A 20329-nucleotide genomic window follows, 5' to 3' on the forward strand; every position below is an offset into this window, starting at 1 on the left:
ATAACAAACGCTGTTCCGGCTGTCCTTGACCGATTGGGAAAACCGGTTGTTCCCTCTCGTCACAGCCCCTTGCGTCAGGCGCTCGCCTTCTCGGCCGGGCGCTCCCACGGGGGAACCTTGCCGAAATGAGCGGTCAGGAAGTCGAGGAACGAGCGGATCTTCGGCGCCATGTTCCGCCGCTCGGGATAGATCGCGTAGATCGCCGAGCTGGTTTGCACATGCTCCGGCAGGACATGCACCAGCCTGCCGGCGGCGATGTCCTCGTTCACCAGGTAGGTCGAAATCCGCGACACGCCCATGCCCGCCAGCGTGGCGTGGTAGACCGCATCGGCGCTGTTCGCCTCGAAATTGCCGGTGACGCGGATCTTGTCCACGTCGCAACCGTCGCCGAAGCGCCATTCGTTCCACTTCTCGACCGTCGACAGCCGCAGGCAGTTGTGCTCGGCCAGGTCGGCGGGGGTCTTGGGCAGGCCATGCCGGGCGATGTAGCTGGGCGCGGCGACGAAGATCCGCCGGTTCGGCGCCAGCTTGCGCGCGATGACCTGGCTGCTGTCGATTTGCTCGGAAAAGCGGATCCCGACGTCGATATCCTCGGTGAAGATGTCCGAGTTGCGGTCGGTCAGTTCCAGATCCACGCTCAGATCCGGTACCTGCGCCAAGAAATTGGGGAGGATCGGCAGGATCTGCGCCTTGCCGAAGGCCACCGTCGCGCAGATCCGCAACTTGCCGCGCGGGCTGGCCGACAGCGACTCGAGCAATTCCTGCGTTTCCGACACGGTCTGCGCCACCTCGGCGCAGCGGTCATAGAAGACACGCCCCTCTTCGGTCAGCGAGATGCCCTGCTGCGTCCGCGTGAGCAGGCGCACGCCCAGACGATCCTCGAGCGCAGCAATCTGCTTGCTGACGGCCGAGGGGGAGTGGCTTATTTCGCGCGCGGCGGCCGAAAAGCTGCCCTTCTCGACGACGCGGGCGAACAGAATCATATGCGATGAAAGTTCCATGACTTTCCTCGGTTACCAGAACGATACGCCGCGCACCCCCGAAACGGCTCTTGGCTCAATTCTTTTTGCAGTGCACAAATTATGGTGCGCCGCAGCGCCGCCGACAAGGGTTCATGCATGACGAATCGGTGAAGAGGTCAAATCGGCCAGTTGTCCGGCCCTCGTCCCTTCAATCGGTCAGCCATGAAATCTATGAATGCCCGTAGCTTGGGCTGGGTGTAGCGACCCGGCGGATAAACCGCATAGATGCCCAGCAGGTCAAGGTCGAGATCGGGCAGGACCCGCGTCAAGCGGCCCGTCTGCAACGAATCTCCCAGCAGGAAGGCGGGAACCAGGGCGATTCCCAGCCCGCTCTCCGCCGCCCGGCGCAGGCTTTCGCCGTTGTTCGCGGTCAGCCGGCCGCCGACTCGGACATGACGCTCGGCACCGTTCTTGGCCTTCAGCCGCCAGAAATTGCCGGTCGAGAGGTTGGAATAGTGCAGCAGCGTGTGATCCGAGAGGTCGTCGATGTTGCCCGGCGCGCCGTTCTGCTCGAGGTAATCCGGGCTCGCCACCAGGAAGGCGCTGCTTTCGGTCAGCTTGCGGGCGCGCAAGCTGCTGTCCTCGAGTTTGCCGATACGGATCGCGACGTCGAACCCCTCGGCGACCAGTTCGACGAACCGGTCGTCCAGCACCATGTTGACCGAAACCTCAGGGAATTCCTTGAGGAATTCGCCGACCAGTCCCGAAACCTGGCTGATCCCGAAGTTTACCGGCGTCGACACCCGCAGCGCACCTCGCGGCGCAGTCTGCATGGCGTTCACCATCTCGTCCGCCTCGGTCGCGCCCGACAGCACCACGGTGGCGCGGTCATAGTAGGCAAGGCCGATCTCGGTCGGGTTCACCCGGCGCGTGGTCCGGTTCAAAAGCCGCGCACCCAGCCGCGCCTCGAGCGCAGAGACGTGCTTCGACACGGCCGATTTCGACATCCCAAGCTTCTTCGCCGCGTCCGTGAACCCGCCCTGGTCCACGACCGAGACAAAGGCCTCCATCTCGCTCAACCTGTCCATAAATCTACCCCGGCGTAACTATCGGGCGATATTTCATGCCGGAGAGGACATTATTCAAGATGGCGGCGACAATTGACGCCGCTTCAGGGACAATACCGCAGCTGTTCCGCGTAGGTGTCGGCCCGGCGCTGGACCTTCGCGGCGACGTTCTGCAGCCAGGCCTTGCTGTTGTAGCTGCCGCGCGCATAGCCGCTGTGCCCCTCGTGATAGGCGAGGTACTGACGGTAGGCGTCGTTCGGGTGCACGCCATTGGTCTTCACGGTCTTGGCCATGTACCAGCCCATGAAGTCCGAGGCGTCGTGGAACTTGTGCCGCTTGGCATAATTGCGCCCGGTCTCGTCCTGGTACCACTCCCACGTGCCGTCGATCGCCTGCGCATAGCCATAGGCCGATGACACGCGGCCCGTCGGAATGAAGCCCAGCGCGTAGGTCCGCGGCGTGCGGGCGCGCGGCTCGAACGAGCTTTCCTGGTAGAATGTCGCCAGTTGAACGGGGACCGGAGCGCCCCAGCGCTTCTCGGTCTTTTCCATCGCCTTGAACCAGGACGGCCGCTCGCGCTTGATCTCGCACGCGTTGTCGGCCCGGCTGGGCGGACCCTGACTAGCATTGGAACAGGCGGTCAAGGCCAGTGCCAGCAACAGGGCGTAACGGGACATCGTCCTCGCCGATTTCTTCGTCATGACTGCTCGATCCGTGCTTTGGTGCACTTGTATGTCCGGCAGAATGCCAAAGAAGCGTGACGTTTTCCAGTCTCAGATGAACATTGCCAGAAGTGCGGGGATCGCGGCGACCGCCATCAGGGTCGAAACCACCACCATGCCGGCGACCTCGTCCGAGTCCGCGCCATACTTCTCGGCCAGCATGAACGAGGTGACGGCGACCGGTGTACACAGCTGGATCACCAGAACTCCCGTGGCCAGAGGCTCCAGCTCGAACCAACGCGCCGCTGCGAGCCCCACTCCGAGGCACAGCGCCAGCTTAGCCGCCGACAGCCATATCGCCCGACCAATGCCGCCTGGGCGCAAGCGGGAAATCGCCACGCCCAGCGTGATCAGCATCATCGGGATGGCGATCTGACCGACGAGGGACAGCGAGTTCACCGTCCATTCCGGCAATGTCCAGCCCTGGATCATGAACAGCCCGCCCAGCAGCGATGCCCAGAGCATCGGCTCGCGCAGGATCCGCGCCGGGTTCGCGCTCCCCGAGACCACCCAGAGCCCGAGGCTGAAATAGATCACTGTCATCAGGGCGAAGATCACCACCGCGTAGTCCAGCCCGATCTCGCCAAAGGCGAACAGCGCCAGCGGCAAGCCGAGGTTGCCAGTGTTGCCGAAAGTGATCGGAGAAAAGAACGTCCGCTGGTTCAGGCCCAGCGCCCAGAGCGTCCCCGCTACGGCAAGCGCGATCACCCCGTAGCTGGCGATCGTCGCGAAGGCCGCGTCGCGCAGGCTGGCGGGGTCGATCTCGGTCTGCATCAGCGAAACGAAGATCAGGCAGGGCATCGCAAGGCTCATTGCCAGGCGGGTTACGAACTCGACGTCGTAGAACAGGCCCATGCGGACCCAGCCCCAACCGATGCCCGCCAGAAGGAACACCGGCGCCACGATCTGTAGCACCTGCAGGACCAGTTCCATGACAGTGTTCCCCATAGTGTTGCACCGCGCCCATTGTCTTCCGGCACGTGGGGGCCGATATGGACTCGGATGCCTTCAAGGTCTAGGAATGAAACACAACCCCACAGGTTTCGAAATGCTGACGTCGCGCGCGAAATTCACCATCGGAGAAGTGGTCCGCCACCGCATCCACCCGTTCCGGGGGGTGATCTTCGATGTCGATCCGGTCTTCAGCAATACCGACGAATGGTACGACTCGATCCCGGCCGAGAACCGGCCGTCCAAGGACCAGCCGTTCTACCATCTGCTGGCCGAGAACGAGACGTCCTATTACGTCGCCTATGTCTCGGAACAGAACCTGGTCCGCGACGACAGCGGCGATCCGGTCGACCACCCCGAGGTGGGCGAGATGTTCGGTCTTCTCAACGACGGCAAGTACGACCTGGACGGATTGCTTCATTGACACTGAGCCCCTCGAGCGAGGCCCTGACCGGCACCCCGGTGCCGGTTCGCGACGCCACGCCGCAGCAAGTGAAACCACAGGCTTCCGGGCCGCCATGTACCCAAACCATCCCGCCGCCAAAGGGGCCCAACGTCGAAAAGCACCGGCTCTGCGAAGCGGCGCACGCCGTCTACAAAGCGAACCCGCGTCACGGCTGGTTCCTGCGCCGCTACTGCCGCTGGCGCCACCACTGGGCTCACGACATGGCCCACCCTCGCGCCCGGCTGTACGCCTATTGCGATCTTCACTTCTCCGATCATGGTTTCGTCCGGGCGATCTGGACCAATCGCGACGAGGTCGCGCCGGGCATCTGGCGCTCGAACCAGCCCTCGCCGCGGCAGCTTCGCTGGCTGTCGGCCCAGGGCCTGCGCACGGTGCTGAACCTGCGCGGTGCCACCTCGATCGGCGCCTACGCACTGGAACGGGAAACCTGCGCCGAGGAAGGGCTGCGGCTGATCGACTTCAAGATGACCTCGCGCGCGCTGCCGACGGTCGAACAGATCCACGGCCTGCGGCGGATCTTCGAAACCGCCGAGCGGCCGCTTCTGATGCACTGCAAGTCCGGCGCCGACCGGGCCGGAATCGCCTCGGCGCTGTTCCTGCTGTTCAACGGCGCCTCCGCCGAGGATGCCGCGCGCCAGTTGAGCCTGCGCTACCTGCATCTCGACCACTCCAAGACCGGCATCCTGGACCATTTCGTGGAATGCTACCGCCAGTTCGACGCCCGCACCCCGACGCCGTTCATGGACTGGGTCGACAACCACTACGACCCCGACGCGCTGAACGCGACGTTCAAGCCCAGCGGGCCGGCGGAATTCCTCAACAGCACGATCCTGCGGCGGGAGTAGCGACATGACCCCGCAGACCGAAGCCGACAGCGCGGGCCTGCTCTCGCGCGTCTGGCACGATTACCTCAAGCGGCACATCCCGATCCTGCTCGTCGCGCTGGCGATGATGACGATCGAGGGCGGCATGCTGGGCCTGCTCAGCTACATGGTGAAGCCGCTCTTCGACAAGGTCTTCGTCGAGGCGGACAGCAACCTGCACCTGTTCATCGTGGTCGCGGTGTTCTTCATGTTCACCGCCCGTGCGATCGCAGGCTACCTGCAACGCTCGATCATCGTCGGCGTCGGCCTGAAGGTCGTGACCCGTATGCAGCGGGACCTAACCGCGCACCTGCTGTCTCTCGATACCTCGTTCTTCCTGCGCAACCCGCCCGGCGGGCTGATCGAGCGCGTGCGCGGCGATGCGCAATCACTGCAACAGGCGGCCTCGACCGCGCTTACCACGACGGGCCGCGACTCGGTCAGCATGATCTCGCTGCTCGCCGTGATCCTCTGGATCGACTGGGTCTGGGCGATTCTGGTCTTTGTCGGCGTGCCGGTGATCGTGCTGCCGGTCATCCTGCTGCAACGGGTGATCCGCGCCCGCAGCCGGTCGGCACGCGAATCCTCCGCCGACATCTCCTCGCGGCTGGACGAGATCTTCCACGGCATCACCGCAATCAAGGTGAACCGCCTCGAGGAACACGAGCGCGAGCTCTTCGGCCGCGACATCCAGCGCTACTACCGCGCCAGCAGCAGCACCCGCCGCGCGCAGGCGGCACTGCCGGCGACGATCGACGTGCTCGCCGCGATCGGCCTCGCCTGCGTGCTGCTCTACGGCGGGCAGGAGATCATCGCCGGCGACAAGACCGTTGGCGAGTTCATGAGCTTCTTCACAGCCGTCGGCCTGCTGCTCGACCCATTACGGCGGCTGTCGAATGTCTCGGGCCAGTATCACGCGGCCTACGCAAGCCTAGAGCGCCTCTACCAGCTGTTCGACACCAAGCCCGAGGTGGTGACGCGACCGCCCTCGACGCCGGGACTGATCCACACGGTGCCGTCGGGTGATATCCGCTTCGAGGACGTGCACCTCGCCTATGGCGGCCAGAAGGTCCTGCGCGGGCTCGATTTCACCGCCCGCCAGGGCGAGACCACTGCCTTCGTCGGTGCCAGCGGCGCGGGCAAGAGCACGGTGTTCAACCTGCTGACCCGGCTGATCGAGCCGCAATCGGGCCGCATCACCATCGGCGGTACCGACATCTCCGAGATCGACGACCAGGCGCTGCGCAACCATTTCGCCATGGTGGCCCAGGACGCCGCCCTCTTCGACGAGTCGATCCGGGCGAACATCCTGCTCGGCGACCTCTCCGCCCCCGATGAGCAGATCGTGGCGGCGGCCGAACGCGCCACGGTCATGGAGTTCGCGAACCGCATGGCCGAGGGGCTCGACAGCCCCGCCGGGCCGCGCGGCGCGAACCTCTCCGGCGGCCAGCGGCAGCGCGTGGCGATCGCCCGCGCGATGCTGCGCGACGCCCCGGTGCTGCTGCTCGACGAGCCGACCTCCGCTCTCGACGCCGAGGCCGAAGCGAAGATCCAGGAGGCGCTGGGCCGGCTGACCGAGGGCCGGACGACGCTGGTGATCGCGCACCGGCTGGCGACGATCCGCGGCGCCGACCAGATCCTGGTGATCGACCAGGGCCGGGTGGTCGAGCAGGGCCGCCATGATGAGCTGCTGGACCGCGGCGGGCTCTACCTCAACCTGCACCAGTTGCAATCCGGCGCCGCCTGAGCCGCCCGGCGGTCGAACAGCGCCCGGGACCCGCGCGCAGCGCGGGCCCGGCCCAACGGGCCGAAGCGATCCGCAGGATCGCGCCCGGCCGGGCGGGAGCCTCCCTCAATAACCCAGCGCGCAGCCGTCCTTGCGGGGATCCGACGCGCCCATCAGCACGCCGCGGGCATGATCTATGAAGATCGCCTGCGCGCCGCCGATGGGCGTGACCGGCACCGTCACACGGTGTCCCTTCGCCGCAAGCAGCGGGTGCTGCGCCGCCGCGTACCCGGCTTCCAGCCGCAACTCTCCGTCCTGCGGGAACGAGCGCGGCGCCTCGATCGCCGCCTGCGGGTCCATCCCGAAGTCCCGCATGTTCGACAGAAAGCGCACATGCCCCGCCGCCTGGTACTGGCCGCCCATCACCCCGAAGGCGGCGCTTACACGCCCGTCCTCGACCAGCATCGCCGGGATGATCGTATGCAGCGGGCGTTTGCCCGGCCCGGCCTCGTTCGGGTGCCCCGGCTCCAGGCAGAACCCCGAACCGCGGTTGTGGAACAGCACGCCGGTCTCCGGCGCCGCGATGCCCGAACCGAAGCTCTGGAAGGTCGAGTAGATCAGCGAGACCACCATGCCGTCGCCGTCGACAACGCACAGGTAAACCGTGTCCTTGTGCGCCGAGCCCGCCGCTTTCGCGGGTTCGGGCAGCGCCCGGTCCGGGTCGATCAACGCAGCCAGCCGCTCGGCAAGGCCCGGATCGGTCATCCGCGCCACGGCTTCTTCCGCCGTTGCCGGATCCGCGACGAACCGGTTGCGCGCGTCATAGGCCAGCTTCGCGGCCTCCGCCTCGAGATGCACCCGCGCCGCGCCCAGCGGATCGAGGCCCGCGAGGTCGAAGTGCTCGAGGATCGCGGCCAACAGCAGTGCCGTCGCCCCCTGTCCGTTCGGCGGCAGCTCGACCAGTTCGACCCCGCGATAGCTGCCCCGGATCGGCTCGACATAGTCGCTCGACTGCGCGGCGAAATCAGCCTCCACATGATCGCCGCCCGCAGCCCGAAGCGCGGCAACCATGTCCGCCGCCGCCGCGCCCTCGTAGAAGGCCGTGCGCCCCTCCGCCGCGATCCGCCGCAGTAGGGCCGCCTGTTTCGGCGCCCGGAACAGCGCACCCTCGGCAGGTGGCTTGCCGCCGTCAAGGAACAGATCCCGCGCGACGCCCTGCAGCGTGCCCTGCGCCTCACGCCAGTCGAAGGCGACGCGGGGCGCGACCGGCACGCCGCCCTCGGCATGGTCGATGGCGGGCGCCAGCACCCGCTCCAGCCCCAGCCGCCCGTAATCCTCGGACAGCCGCACAAACCCGTCGATCGCCCCCGGCACCGTCACCGAGCGCCCGTCACCCGGCGCGATCTCGGTCAGCCCCTCGGCGCGCATCCGCTCGGGGTCGAGCCCCGCGGGCGCCCGCCCGGAGGCGTTCAGCCCTAGAACGCGCTCGCCGCCTGCCGGCTTGACCAGTGCAAACATGTCACCGCCAATGCCCGTCGACTGCGGCTCGCAGATGCCCAGCAGAACCGCCGCCGCGATCGCCGCATCGACCGCGTTGCCGCCCGCCTTCAGCATGTCCAGCGCCGCCAGGCTCGCCAGAGGGTGCGAGGTCGCCACCATCGCCTTGCTGCCATAGACGAGGGACCGGTTCGGCTGGTGAAAATCGCGCATGAAAAGGGCTCCGGGACTGCTGTGTCCCCAGAGGGCTAGCGCATTGCCGCGATCTTGTCAGGAGGAACCGCCTGCCCCGAGCGTTGCTGCCGGTGCCGTCGGGCCACTTGGGGGCCGGACCCGGCGACACCGGTGCGAAGCTCGCTAAAGCAACAGGGGACATATGCACGAATCACTATGGCAAGCGGTTGCTGGAATCTTGGTCAGTTTCGGGCAGATGCACTCCGAAACGCTTGCCAACCGGGCGCGCTTCGGGAAAGCTTTCCCTATGGTCCAGTCCACCGGCGCTCCCGTCACCCGCCTGAACACCGCCCCGCGACAGGTCAGCTTCCACCGAAGCGAGCTGTCCGCGATCCTTCAGATCTACGGCCGCATGGTCGCCTTGGGCGAATGGCGCGACTACGGCATTTCTATGCTGCGCGACGTCGCCGTCTTCGCGATCTTCCGCCGCGCCGCCGAGCACCCGCTCTACCGGATCGAGAAGCGCCCCGCTCTCGCCAACCGGCAGGGGCAGTATTCGGTGATCGGCATGGACGGGCAGATCCTCAAGCGCGGGCACGATCTGCGCACCGTGCTCCGGGTGCTTGAGAAGAAACTCATCCGCGCCGTCGAGGACTGACGCCGGAGCCTCCGGCGGGGATACTTAAAGAAAATGGAAGACGGGTAGCGCTCAGGCCAGCCGGCGCGCCGCACGGACCGGGCCGGTGGAGGTGGCCGCGATCCGTGCCAGCGCAGGCTCGAGCGGCTCGGCCACAACCGCCATGTGGTACGCGTTGGCGTGAAGCAGCGTCGCCTCGTCCATCACGATCGCCACGTGACCAGGCCAGAACAGCAGATCGCCCCGGCGGTGCGGGCCGGTCGCTTCGGTCCCCAGCGCTTCCTGCTGGTCTGAGTCTCGCGGCACCGCGACCCCGGCCGCATCCAGCGACAACTGTACCAACGCCGAGCAATCCAGCCCGGCCTGGCTGCGTCCGCCCCAGAGATAGGGCACCCCGATCAGCCGGGCGGCGATGGAGACGAAATCCTCGGCCTCGCCCACCCGTGCAATGTGCTGCGCCGGACACCAGCGCCCGCAGGAGAGCCGCGCATACCCGTCCCGTTCCTCCGTCACCTGCACCCGGGCGAGCCAGGGCAGCGCGTCGACCGGGGCCTGCTTCAGGCCGGGCCCGGCATAAAGCTGCGTACCGCGCGCCCCGATCCGCGCATCGGAGGTCGCGCCGCCCGCCTCGGCCAGCCCATCGGCGGCGACATAGCCGACATAGCCGTCGGTCGCGTTCTGCACCCAGGCCATGCCGGTGCTCGCGTCGACATCGTAAAGGTCCACCGCCTCGCCATGCAGGAACTGCGTCGTCAGCCCGCCGAGGCGGTCGGGCGCTCCGAACACGTCCAGCAGCGGCGCACGGACCCGCATCGGCATTGGCCGCGCATAGGCCGGCGCTTCCACCACGCCGCGCAGATGCTCGGCCGCGAGGTCGGCGCGCGCCGGGGTGATGCGCGGATCGAGGCTCACGCCGCCGTCCCGTGCCGCCGGATCAGCACTTCGAGCAGCGCCCGCGCGCCTTGGCAGGCACCGCCCTTGGGCCGCGCGGGCTTGGGCGCAGGCGTCCAGCCGTAGACGTCGAAATGTGCGTATGCTCCGGCGCCGGACGTGAAGCGGCGCAGGAACAGGGCGGCGGTGATCGATCCGGCGAACCCGCCCTTCGGCGCATTGTCGAGATCGGCGATGTCGGGCTCGATCATTTCCTCGTAGGGCGCCCAGAACGGCATCCGCCACAGCGGATCGGCCCGCCCCGAGGCAGCCCCGGCCAGTGCGGCGGCCAGATCTTCGTCGTCGGTGTAGACCGGCGGCATGTCCGGGCCCAGCGCCACCCGCGCGGCCCCGGTCAGCGTCGCCATCGAAACCATCAGCCCGGGCTTTTCCTCGGCCCCCAGCACCAGTGCGTCTGCCAGCACCAGCCGCCCCTCGGCGTCGGTATTGTTGATCTCGACCGTCAGCCCGTTGCGGGCGGTCAGCACGTCGCCGGGCCGGAACGCGCCCGCCGAGATCGAGTTCTCGACCGCCGGGATCAGCACCCGCAGGCGCACGGGTAGCTTGAGCCGCATGATCATCCGCGCCAAGCCCAGCACGGTCGCCGCGCCACCCATGTCCTTCTTCATAAGCGCCATCGAACCGCCCGGCTTGATGTTCAGCCCGCCAGTGTCGAAGCACACGCCCTTGCCGACCAGCGTGACGGCCGGCGCGCCATCGTCGCCCCAACGCATGTCGATCAACCGCGGCGCCTTGTCCGAGGCACGTCCGACCGCGTGGATCATCGGGAAGTTCTGCTCCAGCAGATCGTCACCGCGGATCACCGAGATTTCCGCCCCTTCGGCGCCAGCCAAGGCGCGGGCAGCGGCCTCCAGCTCGTCGGGGCCCATATCGTTGGCGGGCGTGTTGATCAGATCGCAGGTCAGCGCGACACCGGCGGCCTCTTCTTCCAACCGGGTCGCATCGACGCCGTCCGGGGCGACCAGCATCGCCTCCTGCGGGGGCTTGGCCGAATAGCGGTCGAAACGGTAGGCCGAGAGCAGCCAGGACAGCGCCGCGTTCTCTAGCGCCGCCGCGTCCAGATCGCCCTTCAGCGCGTAGATCCCGGCCGGTACCGCCGCCGCCACCCCTCCCAGAGGGAACTGATGCCGCGCCCGGTCGTTCGCCGTACCCCAACCCGCGAGAACCATCGCCAATCCGCCCTCGGCCGAGAACAGCAGCCGCACCTCGCCCAGCTTGCCGGAGAAGGGCTGAACGGCCAACTGCGCGCGCAGCGGCGCGGGCAGGCCGGAGGCGAAACCTTCGACGTCTTCGGGCGGCAGGACGTGGATGGAAATGGCGTCGACGGTCTGGGCGGCGAACCGGGCGGTCATGGGAAACTCCTTGAAACTGCCCAGACCCTAGTGATTCCGGCGGATTTGCCAAGCCGCAGTTCAGGGATCGGCGGCCAGCGCCGCGCCCAGCAGCGCGTCCATCACCGCATCGCCGCAACGCGACAGCCGCTGCGCGGTAGCCGCCTGCGCCACCCGGTCGCCGCCCGCATGACAGTCTGCCGCCGCACGCGCCGCCGCCGACAGCTCCAGCGCGCCGATCCCGTCGGACAGCGCCGCGATCCCGCGCGCCAGCCGCGCGGCCCTGCGCACGTCGCCCTCGGCCACCACTCGGTCGAACCGTACCAGCCGGTCGGCGATCTCGAAGGTCGCGTCGGCCACCACCTGGCGGCAGCGCTCCGCCCCGACGCCCGCCCGCAATCGTGCAATCACCCCGCCATCCAGGCGGCCGGTCTCGGCCACGGGCAGAGCCAGTACCAGGGTCATCCACGCCTCCTTCCTCGCGATTTCGGGGAAAGATGCGCGGCAAACCCTGAACAACAGGTATAGAGCGCGGGCCGCGAACGGAAATTCTTGCCACGCGCTCCCGCAAGTGCATATTCCGCCGCATGAAACACGCCGCACGTCCCCTGCCGAAGTACCTGATCCAGCGCTACAAGGGCTGGAAGGCCACCGATTACGCCGACAGCTCCGCCTGGTACCAGCGCCTGGCGGACGAGGGGCAGCGCCCCCGCGCCATGGTGATCTCCTGCTGCGACAGCCGGGTGCACGTGACCTCGATCTTCGGGGCCGAGATGGGTGAGTTCTTCATCCACCGCAACATCGCCAACCTGGTGCCCCCCTACAGCCCGGACGGCAACCTTCACGGCACCTCGGCGGCGGTCGAATACGCGGTCGGCGCGCTGAACGTCGCCAACCTGCTGGTCCTCGGCCATTCGCAGTGCGGCGGCGTGCAGGGCTGCCTCGACATGTGCGAGGGCAATGCGCCCGAACTGGAAAGCGAATCGAGTTTCGTCGGCCGCTGGATGGACATGCTCCGCGACGGCTACGACCGGGTGAAGGGCACGGGCGATCGCCAGCAACAGCTACGCGCCCTCGAGAAAGAGGCCGTGCTGACCAGTCTCGACAACCTGATGACCTTCCCGCAGGTCGCCCAGCGGGTCGAGGACGGCACGCTCGCCTTGCATGGTCTCTGGCACGACATCGGCTCTGGCGGGCTCGAGTGCTACGACCCCGAAACGGACAGCTTCCGCGCTGTCTGAGGCGGAAAGACCAAGGCCCAGAACGCGGCCCTGAGCCGGTCGGCCTCGCGCACCGGCGCACCGCCCCGCGGCCCCAGAGCTTTGCGGACGGCCCGGGAAACCGCGCGTGCGGTCGCCAAGCAACGCCTCGAACTCCCCTGCCAAAGCTCCCATGTCCCGCGCCGCCTCGACCAGCACCTGCGGTGAGCGCACTTACATGCCGCGAATTGAGCCATCCGCTGTTCGGACAGCCCGAGGATCCACCCAATCAACCCCGCCGATAGCGGTCCCGCGACCTCCCCCAGGAAATCCACCTCGTCCGAGAGCCGTGCCCTGAGGCGCGCGCCGGTCGCATGAAGCAGCAAATGAGCCATGAACGCATGCAGCGGGCCGTCGCGAATCCCCTGAACCTCCAGCGTGACCAGCTCCACCTGCCGGGGAGGCCTCTCGGACCGCTCCAAAACAGCGAACCTCCGCCGATGACCGCGGGATCGGCAATGGCGTCCGCCACAAGACCCTGATTATAAGGCCGTATGGAGATCGTCGTCGTCACAGCAATCATCGCCGGGCTGTTCCTGGTGATCGGCCTCGCCGAGCCTTTGGCCGGCCGGCTGCGGCTGCCCTACAGCGTGATCCTCGCTGTCGTCGGCATCGCCATCGGCGGCGGCGCGGCCTTCTTCCTGAACACCGAGCTGACCGACGCGCTCAACTCGGTGGCCGAGGCGATTCTCGACCTGCCGATCCGCGCCAACGTGTTCCTCTACGTCTTCCTGCCAACGCTGCTGTTCCAGGTGACACTGGGCATGGATCTGAGGCGAATGCTCGACGACTGGGTTCCGATCCTGGTGTTGGCGGTTGTCGCGGTTGCGATGGCGACCCTGGTGATCGGTTATGCGCTCTACTGGGCCAGCCCGCTGCCGCTGATGGCGTGCCTGCTGATCGGCTCGATCGTCTCGACCACGGACCCCTCGGCGGTGGTCGGCATCTTCCGCTCGCTCGCCGCGCCCCGGCGCCTCGCAAGGATCGTCGAGGGTGAGAGCCTGCTGAACGACGCCGCCGCAATCGCGCTCTTCGGCCTTTTCATGGGCTTCGTGATGGCGGGCGTGCCGGACCCGACGCTGGGCTCGGCGCTGGGCCAGTTCCCGATGCTGATCCTCGGCGGCGCGGCGGTCGGCTGGTTCGCGGCGCGGCTCGCGGTCTGGCTGATGTCGCTGATGCGCCGCACGCCATTGGCGCAGATCACCATCTCATTGGCGCTTCCCTACCTCGCCTACATCGGCGCCGAGCAACTGGTCGGCGCCTCGGGCGTCATCGCGGTGGTGGCGGCGGGGCTGACCCTGAACCTGATGGGCCCGGGCCGGCTGGAGCCCGCCGCCTGGACCGGCCTGCGCGACACCTGGGACCTGCTGGCACACTGGGCCGGCGCGCTGATCTTCATCCTCGCCGCGCTGCTGATCCCGCGCCTTCTGGGCCAGGTGCGGCCGGTGGACCTCGGACTGATCGCGGTAACGGCGGCGGCGGCGCTCGCGGCGCGCGCGGCGATCCTCTACGCCCTGCTGCCGCTGCTTACGCTGGCGCGGCTCTCGCCCCCGGTCGAGCGGCCCTACCGGACGGCGATCCTCTGGGGCGGCCTGCGCGGCGCGGTGACCCTCGCCCTGGCCCTCGCGGTGACCGAGAACCTGCTGGTGCCGGACACCGTCAAGCGGATGACCGGCATCATCGCCACCGGCTTCACGCTCTACACGCTGCTGGTGCAGGGAACCACGCTGCGCTGGGTGATCGGCCGGCTCGGCCTCGACAGGCTCTCGCCGATCGACGCGGCACTCTCGAACCAGGTCGTCGCCGTCGCGCTCCAGCAGGTGCGCGAGGACGTGGCCAAGGCGACCGAAATCTACGAGCTGCCCCGCGAAACCGTCCGTGCCGAGGCCAAGCGCTTCGCCGAACGGCTCGACATTGCTGTGGCCGAGGCCGAAGCCAGCGAGGAAATCCTCGCCCGCGACCGCGTCACCCTGGGCCTGATCGCCCTTGCCGGGGCCGAGCGCGACATGATCCTCGACCGGTTCCGCGAACGGGTGATCTCGCCGCGCCTGTCCGACGCGATCCTCGCCGACGCCGACCGCCTGATCGAAGCCGCCCGCACCGGGGGGCGCACCGGCTACATGCGCGCGGCGCGGCGCGACCCGTTCAAGGGCAACGCCTTCCGGCTTGCCTGGGTGCTGCGCAACCGCCTGCGCTACTCCCGGCCGCTGGCCCGCATGACCGCCGACCGGTTCGAGATCCTGCTCGCCCAGCGCCTGATCCTCAGCGACCTGCACGGGTTCATCGACGGCCGCATCCGCCGCATCCACGGCCGCCGGGTGGCAGACGTGCTGCACGACCTGCTCGACCGGCGGCTCGAATCCGTGAACCAGTGGCTCGACGGCCTGCGCCTGCAATACCCGGGCTATGCCGAATCGCTCGACCGGCGATTCATCCGCCGCATGGCGCTGCGGCTCGAGGAGCGCGAATACGACACGATGCGCGCCGACGGCCTGATCGGCTCCGAACTGCACCTGACGCTGATGCAGGGCGTGGCGCTGCGCCGGAACCGCGCCGAGAAACCCCTCAGCCTCGATATCGCGGTGCGCAAATCCGACCTCGTGCGCATGGTCCCGCTCTTCGCAGGGATGGAGGACGCCGCCCTCGGCCGGCTGCAACGCGCCCTCAGGACCCGGCGCATCCGCCCCGGAGACGTCATCATGCGCCGCGACGACCCGGCGAAAAGCGTCTTCTTCATCGCCTCGGGCGCGGTGGAACTGCGCGTCGCGGGCCAGACCTGGCGGCTCGGCCGCGGCGAGATGTTTGGCCAGATCGCCATGCTGCAGCAGCGCCCCCGCAAGACCGAGGCGCAGGCCATCGCCCCCTGCACCCTGCTGGAGCTCTCCGAAGACCGCTTCCGCCGCCTTCTCGCCCGCAACGCCCGCCTGCGCGAGGCAGTGCGTGCCAGCGCCGAGGCGCGCGGTCTGGACCCCGACGAAATCCTCGGCGAGATCGAAACCACCGCCTGACCCCTACCCCTGCGGGATGGAGGGCGGGGCGACGCTCCGCAGGAGCGAGCGCGCCCCTCCATCCTCCCCGTCCCGCCAGACCCCCGGCGCCATTCCGGTCCACCGCTTGAAGGCCCGCACGAAGGACGAGGTCTCGGAAAACCCGACCAGGTAGGCCACCTGCCCGACCGCCAGCCTGCGCGCGCCCAGGTAGTCCTCGGCCATCCGCCGCCGCAGCGCATCCAGCACCCCGGCATAGCTTACGCCCTCGTCCCGCAGCCGCCGGTAGAGCGTCTGCCGGCTCATGCCCAGCGCCCCGGCGACCGCCTCCATCGGCACCTCGCCCCGGTGCAGCAGCGGCAACAGATGCGCCTCGACCCGACCCCGCACGGTCGCATCCCGCGCCAGCTCCTCCATCAGCCGATCCGCCTTCTCAGCGAAGATCCCGAAGACATAGGACCGGTCGCCCTCGTCATACTCGATCGCCAGCCACTCGGGGTCCATCAGCATCGCATTGCGCTCGGCCCCAAAGACCACGGGCACGCCCAGGATTTCCCGCACCAGCGCGCCATGCGCGGGCTCCGCATGGGTCATCCGCAACTCCCGCGCCATCGGCACGCCGAACTCGCGTCGAAACTCACCGATGAACCGAGCGAACCCGCTTTCGGTCAACTCGGGAAACGCATCCGGATCGGGCCGCCGGTCGATCAGCCACAGCCCGCCCGCGCCCGGCTCCACCGCGAAACGCGGCCCCTCGGGCATCACGTCGACCTCGACCATCAACCGGCTGTAGCGGTTCAGCTGCGCCATGCTCTCGGCCATCGAGGCGCAGGAATGCACGATCAATCCGACGATCGAGACCTCCTGCAGTTTCGTCCCGCAGCTATAGCGCAGCAGGATCGCCGGATCGCCCGAAGAGCCGGCCGCCGCCCGGATCGCCGCGCGATAGGCCTCCAGCGGCACCCGCGCATCCGGGTCCGAGAGCTCCTGCGCCGCAGCGCCCAGCGCCGCCAGCATCCCGGCACGCGCCGCGCCCCGGCTTTCCGCAAAATCCACGAAGCCGCGCACCAGCCCTGCCGCCACCGATCCCCGTTTCACCGCATCCCCCCGATCGTCCGCCTCCTGATTAGCAGGATGATCCCCAAAGCCAACGCTTTGATCTCCACGGCCATCGGCCCGCAGACCGCGCCGCGCTATCGAGCCGGCATCGCCGCATCGCGCGGCCATCCCGACACAAAGGACACCGCCATGACGTTCCAGCCGTCACTCCACGCCATATCCTTCGCCCTGGTGCTCGGCGCCTGCGCGGACACCGGGGCCAACTACACGCCTATCATCGACGGCAGCAAAAGCCCGGCCTTCGCCTCCGACCTCGGCGCCTGCCAAGGCCTCGCAGCCAGCCAGCGGCAATATGACAACGAAGCAAAGGCCGCAGCCGTTCTGGGCGCGGGCGTCGGCGCACTCGTCGGGCTTGCGGACGGCGGCGAAGCCGACGACGCCCTCGGCGGAGCCGTCGCGGGCGCGCTGATCGGCGGCGTCGCGGGCGGCGTCGAGGCGCAGGACAGGAAGAAGGCCATCGTCATCGCCTGCATGCGCGGACGCGGCCACAAGGTGGTGGGCTGATCCATGCGCCTGCCCTTCGCGATGCCGTTCTCACCGACCCGATGGCTCGAACGCCGGCTGACCCGGCGCAAACCGCCACGGGCGATACCCCGCCGCCCGAACCTGCCACCCAATTTCGACGCGATGGTCCGCCGGGCGGCCTGACCCACCGTCCGGACCAGACCCGGACGGGACGGCGGGCGGGGCGACGCTCCGCAGGAGCGAGCGCCGCGCCCGTCTCGCCATACCCCCGAACGCGAAACGGCGGCCCCTCAGGACCGCCGCTTCACGCGTTTTTCCGGCTTTAACGTTCCATCAAGAAACGTTTCACTTTTTATTTCATGGGCTTAAGGGGGTTTTCACGATGAAATCCCCCGTTTTCACCCCGACGGGCCTCAGCCCTTCTTCAGCACCCGGCGGCCCAGAAGCTCGGCGATCTGAACCGCGTTCAGCGCCGCGCCCTTGCGCAGGTTGTCCGAGACGCACCAGAAGTTCAGCCCGTTGTCGATCGTGCCGTCCTGCCGGATCCGGCTGATGAAGGTCGCGAAATCGCCGACGCACTCGACCGGGGTCACGTAGCCGCCGTCCTCGCGCTTGTCGACGACCATGATCCCCGGCGCCTCGCGCAGGATCTCGCGAGCTTCTTCCTCGTCGAGAAAATCCTCGGTCTCGATGTTGATCGATTCCGAGTGGCCGACGAAGACCGGCACGCGGACGCAGGTCGCAGTCACCTTGATCGACGGATCGACGATCTTCTTTGTCTCGGCGACCATCTTCCACTCTTCCTTGGTCGAGCCGTCGTCGAGGAACACGTCGATATGCGGGATCACGTTGAACGCGATCTGCTTCGGATAAACCTTCGGCTCGACCTCCTGACCCGGCACGAAAATGCCCTTGGTCTGGTTCCACAGCTCGTCCATCGCGTCCTTGCCCGAGCCGGAAACCGACTGGTAGGTCGACACCACGACGCGCTTGATCTTGGCACGGTCATGCAGCGGCTTCAGCGCCACCACCATCTGCGCGGTCGAGCAGTTCGGGTTCGCGATGATGTTCTTCTTGGAATAGCCGTCGATCGCATCCGGGTTCACTTCCGGCACGATCAGCGGCACGTCCGGGTCGTAGCGGTAGAGCGACGAGTTGTCGATTACCACGCAACCGGCCTTGGCGGCGACGGGCGCGTATTTCTTCGTCGCGTCCGAGCCGATGGCGAACAACGCCATGTCCCAGCCGGTGAAGTCGAACGTGTCCAGGTCCTCGGTGGTCAGTGTCTTGTCGCCGAAGCTGCACTCGGTGCCCAGCGAACGACGGCTGGCCAGGGCCACGATCTCGTCCACGGGGAACTGGCGCTCGGCCAGGATGTTCAGCATTTCGCGGCCCACGTTGCCCGTGGCGCCGACGACGGCGATACGATAGCCCACTTTGGTCTCCTGTTTGTGGGAATGAGTGGGCGGACACCTAGCGTTTCCTTCCCGGATTGAAAAGGGCCGCCGCCCAAATCCCTGGTCTTGTCCCGCCGGGATCACGTTTCCGCCACCCCGGCAGACGCATGCGCCCGGGAGCGCTACCCTCACCGCAAACCGATAGGAGGCCCCATGTTCCGCAGCACCCTCGCCCTCGCGCTGATCGCCCTGCCCGCCGTCGCCGGAGAGGCCGAGATCACGCAGGTCTCCGCCAGCAAGTCTGGCGACAACTGGCGGTTCGACGTAACCGTCCGCCACGACGACACCGGGTGGGACCACTACGCCGACGGCTGGCGCATTTTCGCGCCCGACGGCACCGAACTCGGCTACCGCGAACTGCTGCACCCGCATGTCGAGGAACAGCCCTTCACCCGCAGCCTGTCCGGCGTCTCGATCCCCGAAGGTACGACCGAGGTGATCCTGCGCGCCGAGGACTCGGTGCACGGCGCAGGCCCCGATTTCCCCTTCACCCTGCCTGCGGACTGATCCGCACGCCGGAAGAACTGGCGCAATTTCAGGCACCTTACCCCCACCGTTCAGGCCCTACCGCTTACGTCTTGACCCGAACGGCAAGCAAGCGAAGAGTTGGACAAGGCATAACGACCAAAAACAGGGAGCCTTCTCATGCTGAAATCACTGGCGCTCGCCGCTGCCGGCGCGGTGCTGTCCGTCGGCGTGGCCGCGGCACAGACCGAAGTTCCGTTCGCGCTCGACTGGAAGTTCGAGGGACCGTCCGCCGCCTATTTCGCCGCCGTCGACAACGGCCACTTTGCCGAGGAAGGTCTGGAGGTCGAGATCTCGGCCGGGACCGGCTCGCTCGACGCGATCCCCAAGGTCGCGACCGGCGCCTTCGCGATGGGCTTCGCGGACATCAACAGCCTCATCAAGTTCCTCGACCAGAACCCCGGCGCGCCGGTGACGGCGGTGATGATGATCTACGACAAGCCGCCCTTCGCGGTCGTGGGCCGCGCCAGCCAGGGCGTGTCCGAGCCGAAGGACCTCGAAGGCAAGATCCTCGGCGCTCCACCGCCCGACGGCGCCTGGGCGCAGTTCCCGGCCTTTGCCACGGCGAACGATCTGGACATGTCCAAGATCACCGTCGAGCCGGTCGGCTTCCCGACCCGCGAGCCGATGCTGGCCGAGGGCAAGGTGGACGCGATCACCGGCTTCTCGTTCTCGTCCTACCTGAACCTGGTGCGCCTGGGCGTGCCCGAGGACGACATCACGACGATCCTGATGGCGGACTACGGCCTCAGCCTCTATGGCAACGCGATTATCGTGAATACCGACTTCGCCGAAGCGAACGCCGAGCTTGTCACCGGTTTCCTGCGCGCTGTCGCGAAGGGCTGGAAGGACGTGATCGCCGATCCCGCCGCCGGGGCGCAGATGGTCGTCGACCGCAACCCCGCCGCCGATGCGGATCTGGAGCAGCGCCGCCTGCAACTGTCGATCGACGCGAACGTTGTGACCGACTGGACCAAAGCCAACGGTCTGGGCAACATCGACCCCGCCCGGCTTGAGAAGTCGCTGGAACAGATCGCCGAGACCTACGAGTTCCAGAACGCACCCGACGCGAGCCTCTACTTCACCGACGCCTACCTGCCGACCGACGGCAGCTTGTCGCTGGAATGAACCCTGTGCCCGGCGCGACCCACGCGCCGGGCATCCCCGGAG

General features: G+C 67.7%; 20 protein-coding genes. 10 read left to right on the forward strand and 10 right to left on the reverse strand.

Annotated features, from left to right (window positions below):
• Nucleotides 1-74 precede the first annotated feature (74 nt).
• The 4 genes from ACW9UR_RS10875 to ACW9UR_RS10890 all read right to left on the reverse strand — a co-directional run bounded on the left by ACW9UR_RS10875 (nt 75) and on the right by ACW9UR_RS10890 (nt 3684).
• Nucleotides 75-1001, reverse strand: a complete 927-nt coding sequence (locus tag ACW9UR_RS10875; protein WP_458916984.1) for a LysR family transcriptional regulator — start codon at nt 999-1001, stop codon at nt 75-77.
• A gap of 137 nt (nt 1002-1138) precedes the next feature.
• Entirely contained in the window at nt 1139-2050 is a 912-nt protein-coding gene (locus ACW9UR_RS10880; protein WP_458916985.1) for a LysR family transcriptional regulator, read from the reverse strand.
• Between the two features lie 83 nt (nt 2051-2133).
• On the reverse strand, nt 2134-2706 hold the full coding sequence (locus ACW9UR_RS10885; RefSeq protein ID WP_458916986.1) for a transglycosylase SLT domain-containing protein: 573 nt from the start codon (nt 2704-2706) through the stop codon (nt 2134-2136).
• Nucleotides 2707-2802: 96 nt separating this feature from the next.
• On the reverse strand, nt 2803-3684 hold the full coding sequence (locus ACW9UR_RS10890) for an AEC family transporter (protein ID WP_458916987.1): 882 nt from the start codon (nt 3682-3684) through the stop codon (nt 2803-2805).
• Nucleotides 3685-3799: 115 nt separating this feature from the next.
• On the opposite strand from ACW9UR_RS10890, the gene hspQ reads away from it, so the two are divergent.
• The 3 genes from hspQ to ACW9UR_RS10905 are packed head-to-tail and all read left to right on the forward strand — an operon-like array spanning nt 3800 to nt 6778.
• Nucleotides 3800-4126, forward strand: coding sequence for a heat shock protein HspQ (gene hspQ, locus ACW9UR_RS10895; protein WP_458917182.1), 327 nt, complete (start codon nt 3800-3802; stop codon nt 4124-4126).
• Nucleotides 4123-5013, forward strand: coding sequence for a fused DSP-PTPase phosphatase/NAD kinase-like protein (locus ACW9UR_RS10900; RefSeq protein WP_458916988.1), 891 nt, complete (start codon nt 4123-4125; stop codon nt 5011-5013). The genes hspQ and ACW9UR_RS10900 overlap by 4 nt, the downstream gene beginning before the upstream one ends.
• Nucleotides 5014-5017: 4 nt before the next feature.
• Nucleotides 5018-6778, forward strand: coding sequence for an ABC transporter ATP-binding protein (locus tag ACW9UR_RS10905; RefSeq protein WP_458916989.1), 1761 nt, complete (start codon nt 5018-5020; stop codon nt 6776-6778).
• Nucleotides 6779-6883: 105 nt separating this feature from the next.
• Here ACW9UR_RS10905 and ACW9UR_RS10910 read toward each other — a convergent pair whose 3' ends face one another.
• Entirely contained in the window at nt 6884-8467 is a 1584-nt protein-coding gene (locus ACW9UR_RS10910) for a gamma-glutamyltransferase family protein (protein WP_458916990.1), read from the reverse strand.
• A 268-nt stretch (nt 8468-8735) separates the two neighbouring features.
• On the opposite strand from ACW9UR_RS10910, the gene ACW9UR_RS10915 reads away from it, so the two are divergent.
• Nucleotides 8736-9086, forward strand: coding sequence for a DUF2794 domain-containing protein (locus ACW9UR_RS10915; protein ID WP_458916991.1), 351 nt, complete (start codon nt 8736-8738; stop codon nt 9084-9086).
• 51 nt (nt 9087-9137) lie between these two features.
• Here ACW9UR_RS10915 and ACW9UR_RS10920 read toward each other — a convergent pair whose 3' ends face one another.
• From ACW9UR_RS10920 to ACW9UR_RS10930, 3 genes are read right to left on the reverse strand one after another with little or no spacing between them, the layout of a single operon-like run.
• A complete protein-coding gene (locus tag ACW9UR_RS10920) occupies nt 9138-9977 on the reverse strand; it encodes a C40 family peptidase (RefSeq protein ID WP_458916992.1) in 840 nt (279 codons plus the stop codon).
• Complete coding sequence (locus ACW9UR_RS10925; RefSeq protein WP_458916993.1) at nt 9974-11368, reverse strand: leucyl aminopeptidase family protein; 1395 nt, start codon at nt 11366-11368, stop codon at nt 9974-9976. The genes ACW9UR_RS10920 and ACW9UR_RS10925 overlap by 4 nt, the downstream gene beginning before the upstream one ends.
• Nucleotides 11369-11428: 60 nt before the next feature.
• Entirely contained in the window at nt 11429-11812 is a 384-nt protein-coding gene (locus ACW9UR_RS10930) for a hypothetical protein (protein WP_458916994.1), read from the reverse strand.
• 122 nt (nt 11813-11934) lie between these two features.
• On the opposite strand from ACW9UR_RS10930, the gene ACW9UR_RS10935 reads away from it, so the two are divergent.
• A complete protein-coding gene (locus ACW9UR_RS10935) occupies nt 11935-12588 on the forward strand; it encodes a carbonic anhydrase (RefSeq protein ID WP_458916995.1) in 654 nt (217 codons plus the stop codon).
• A 512-nt stretch (nt 12589-13100) separates the two neighbouring features.
• Nucleotides 13101-15614 carry a cation:proton antiporter gene (locus ACW9UR_RS10940; RefSeq protein ID WP_458916996.1) on the forward strand — a complete coding sequence of 838 codons (2514 nt, stop codon included), beginning with the start codon at nt 13101-13103 and terminating at the stop codon, nt 15612-15614.
• A gap of 3 nt (nt 15615-15617) precedes the next feature.
• On the opposite strand, the gene ACW9UR_RS10945 is transcribed toward ACW9UR_RS10940, so the two are convergent.
• A complete protein-coding gene (locus ACW9UR_RS10945; protein ID WP_458916997.1) occupies nt 15618-16691 on the reverse strand; it encodes a helix-turn-helix transcriptional regulator in 1074 nt (357 codons plus the stop codon).
• 36 nt (nt 16692-16727) lie between these two features.
• On the opposite strand from ACW9UR_RS10945, the gene ACW9UR_RS10950 reads away from it, so the two are divergent.
• Nucleotides 16728-17216, forward strand: coding sequence for a glycine zipper family protein (locus ACW9UR_RS10950; protein ID WP_458916998.1), 489 nt, complete (start codon nt 16728-16730; stop codon nt 17214-17216).
• Between the two features lie 3 nt (nt 17217-17219).
• Nucleotides 17220-17360 carry a hypothetical protein gene (locus ACW9UR_RS10955; RefSeq protein WP_458916999.1) on the forward strand — a complete coding sequence of 47 codons (141 nt, stop codon included), beginning with the start codon at nt 17220-17222 and terminating at the stop codon, nt 17358-17360.
• A gap of 230 nt (nt 17361-17590) precedes the next feature.
• On the opposite strand, the gene ACW9UR_RS10960 is transcribed toward ACW9UR_RS10955, so the two are convergent.
• Nucleotides 17591-18613 (reverse strand): aspartate-semialdehyde dehydrogenase, encoded by a 1023-nt coding sequence (locus ACW9UR_RS10960; RefSeq protein WP_458917000.1) that lies wholly within the window; start codon nt 18611-18613, stop codon nt 17591-17593.
• 174 nt (nt 18614-18787) lie between these two features.
• Here ACW9UR_RS10960 and ACW9UR_RS10965 point away from each other — a divergent pair, with 174 nt between their 5' ends.
• The gene (locus ACW9UR_RS10965; protein WP_458917001.1) at nt 18788-19141 is read left to right on the forward strand and encodes a hypothetical protein; all 354 of its coding nucleotides are present in this window, start codon (nt 18788-18790) and stop codon (nt 19139-19141) included.
• A 138-nt stretch (nt 19142-19279) separates the two neighbouring features.
• Nucleotides 19280-20287 (forward strand): ABC transporter substrate-binding protein, encoded by a 1008-nt coding sequence (locus ACW9UR_RS10970; protein WP_458917002.1) that lies wholly within the window; start codon nt 19280-19282, stop codon nt 20285-20287.
• Nucleotides 20288-20329 lie beyond the last annotated feature (42 nt).

Source organism: Halovulum sp. GXIMD14794, from assembly GCF_054457455.1.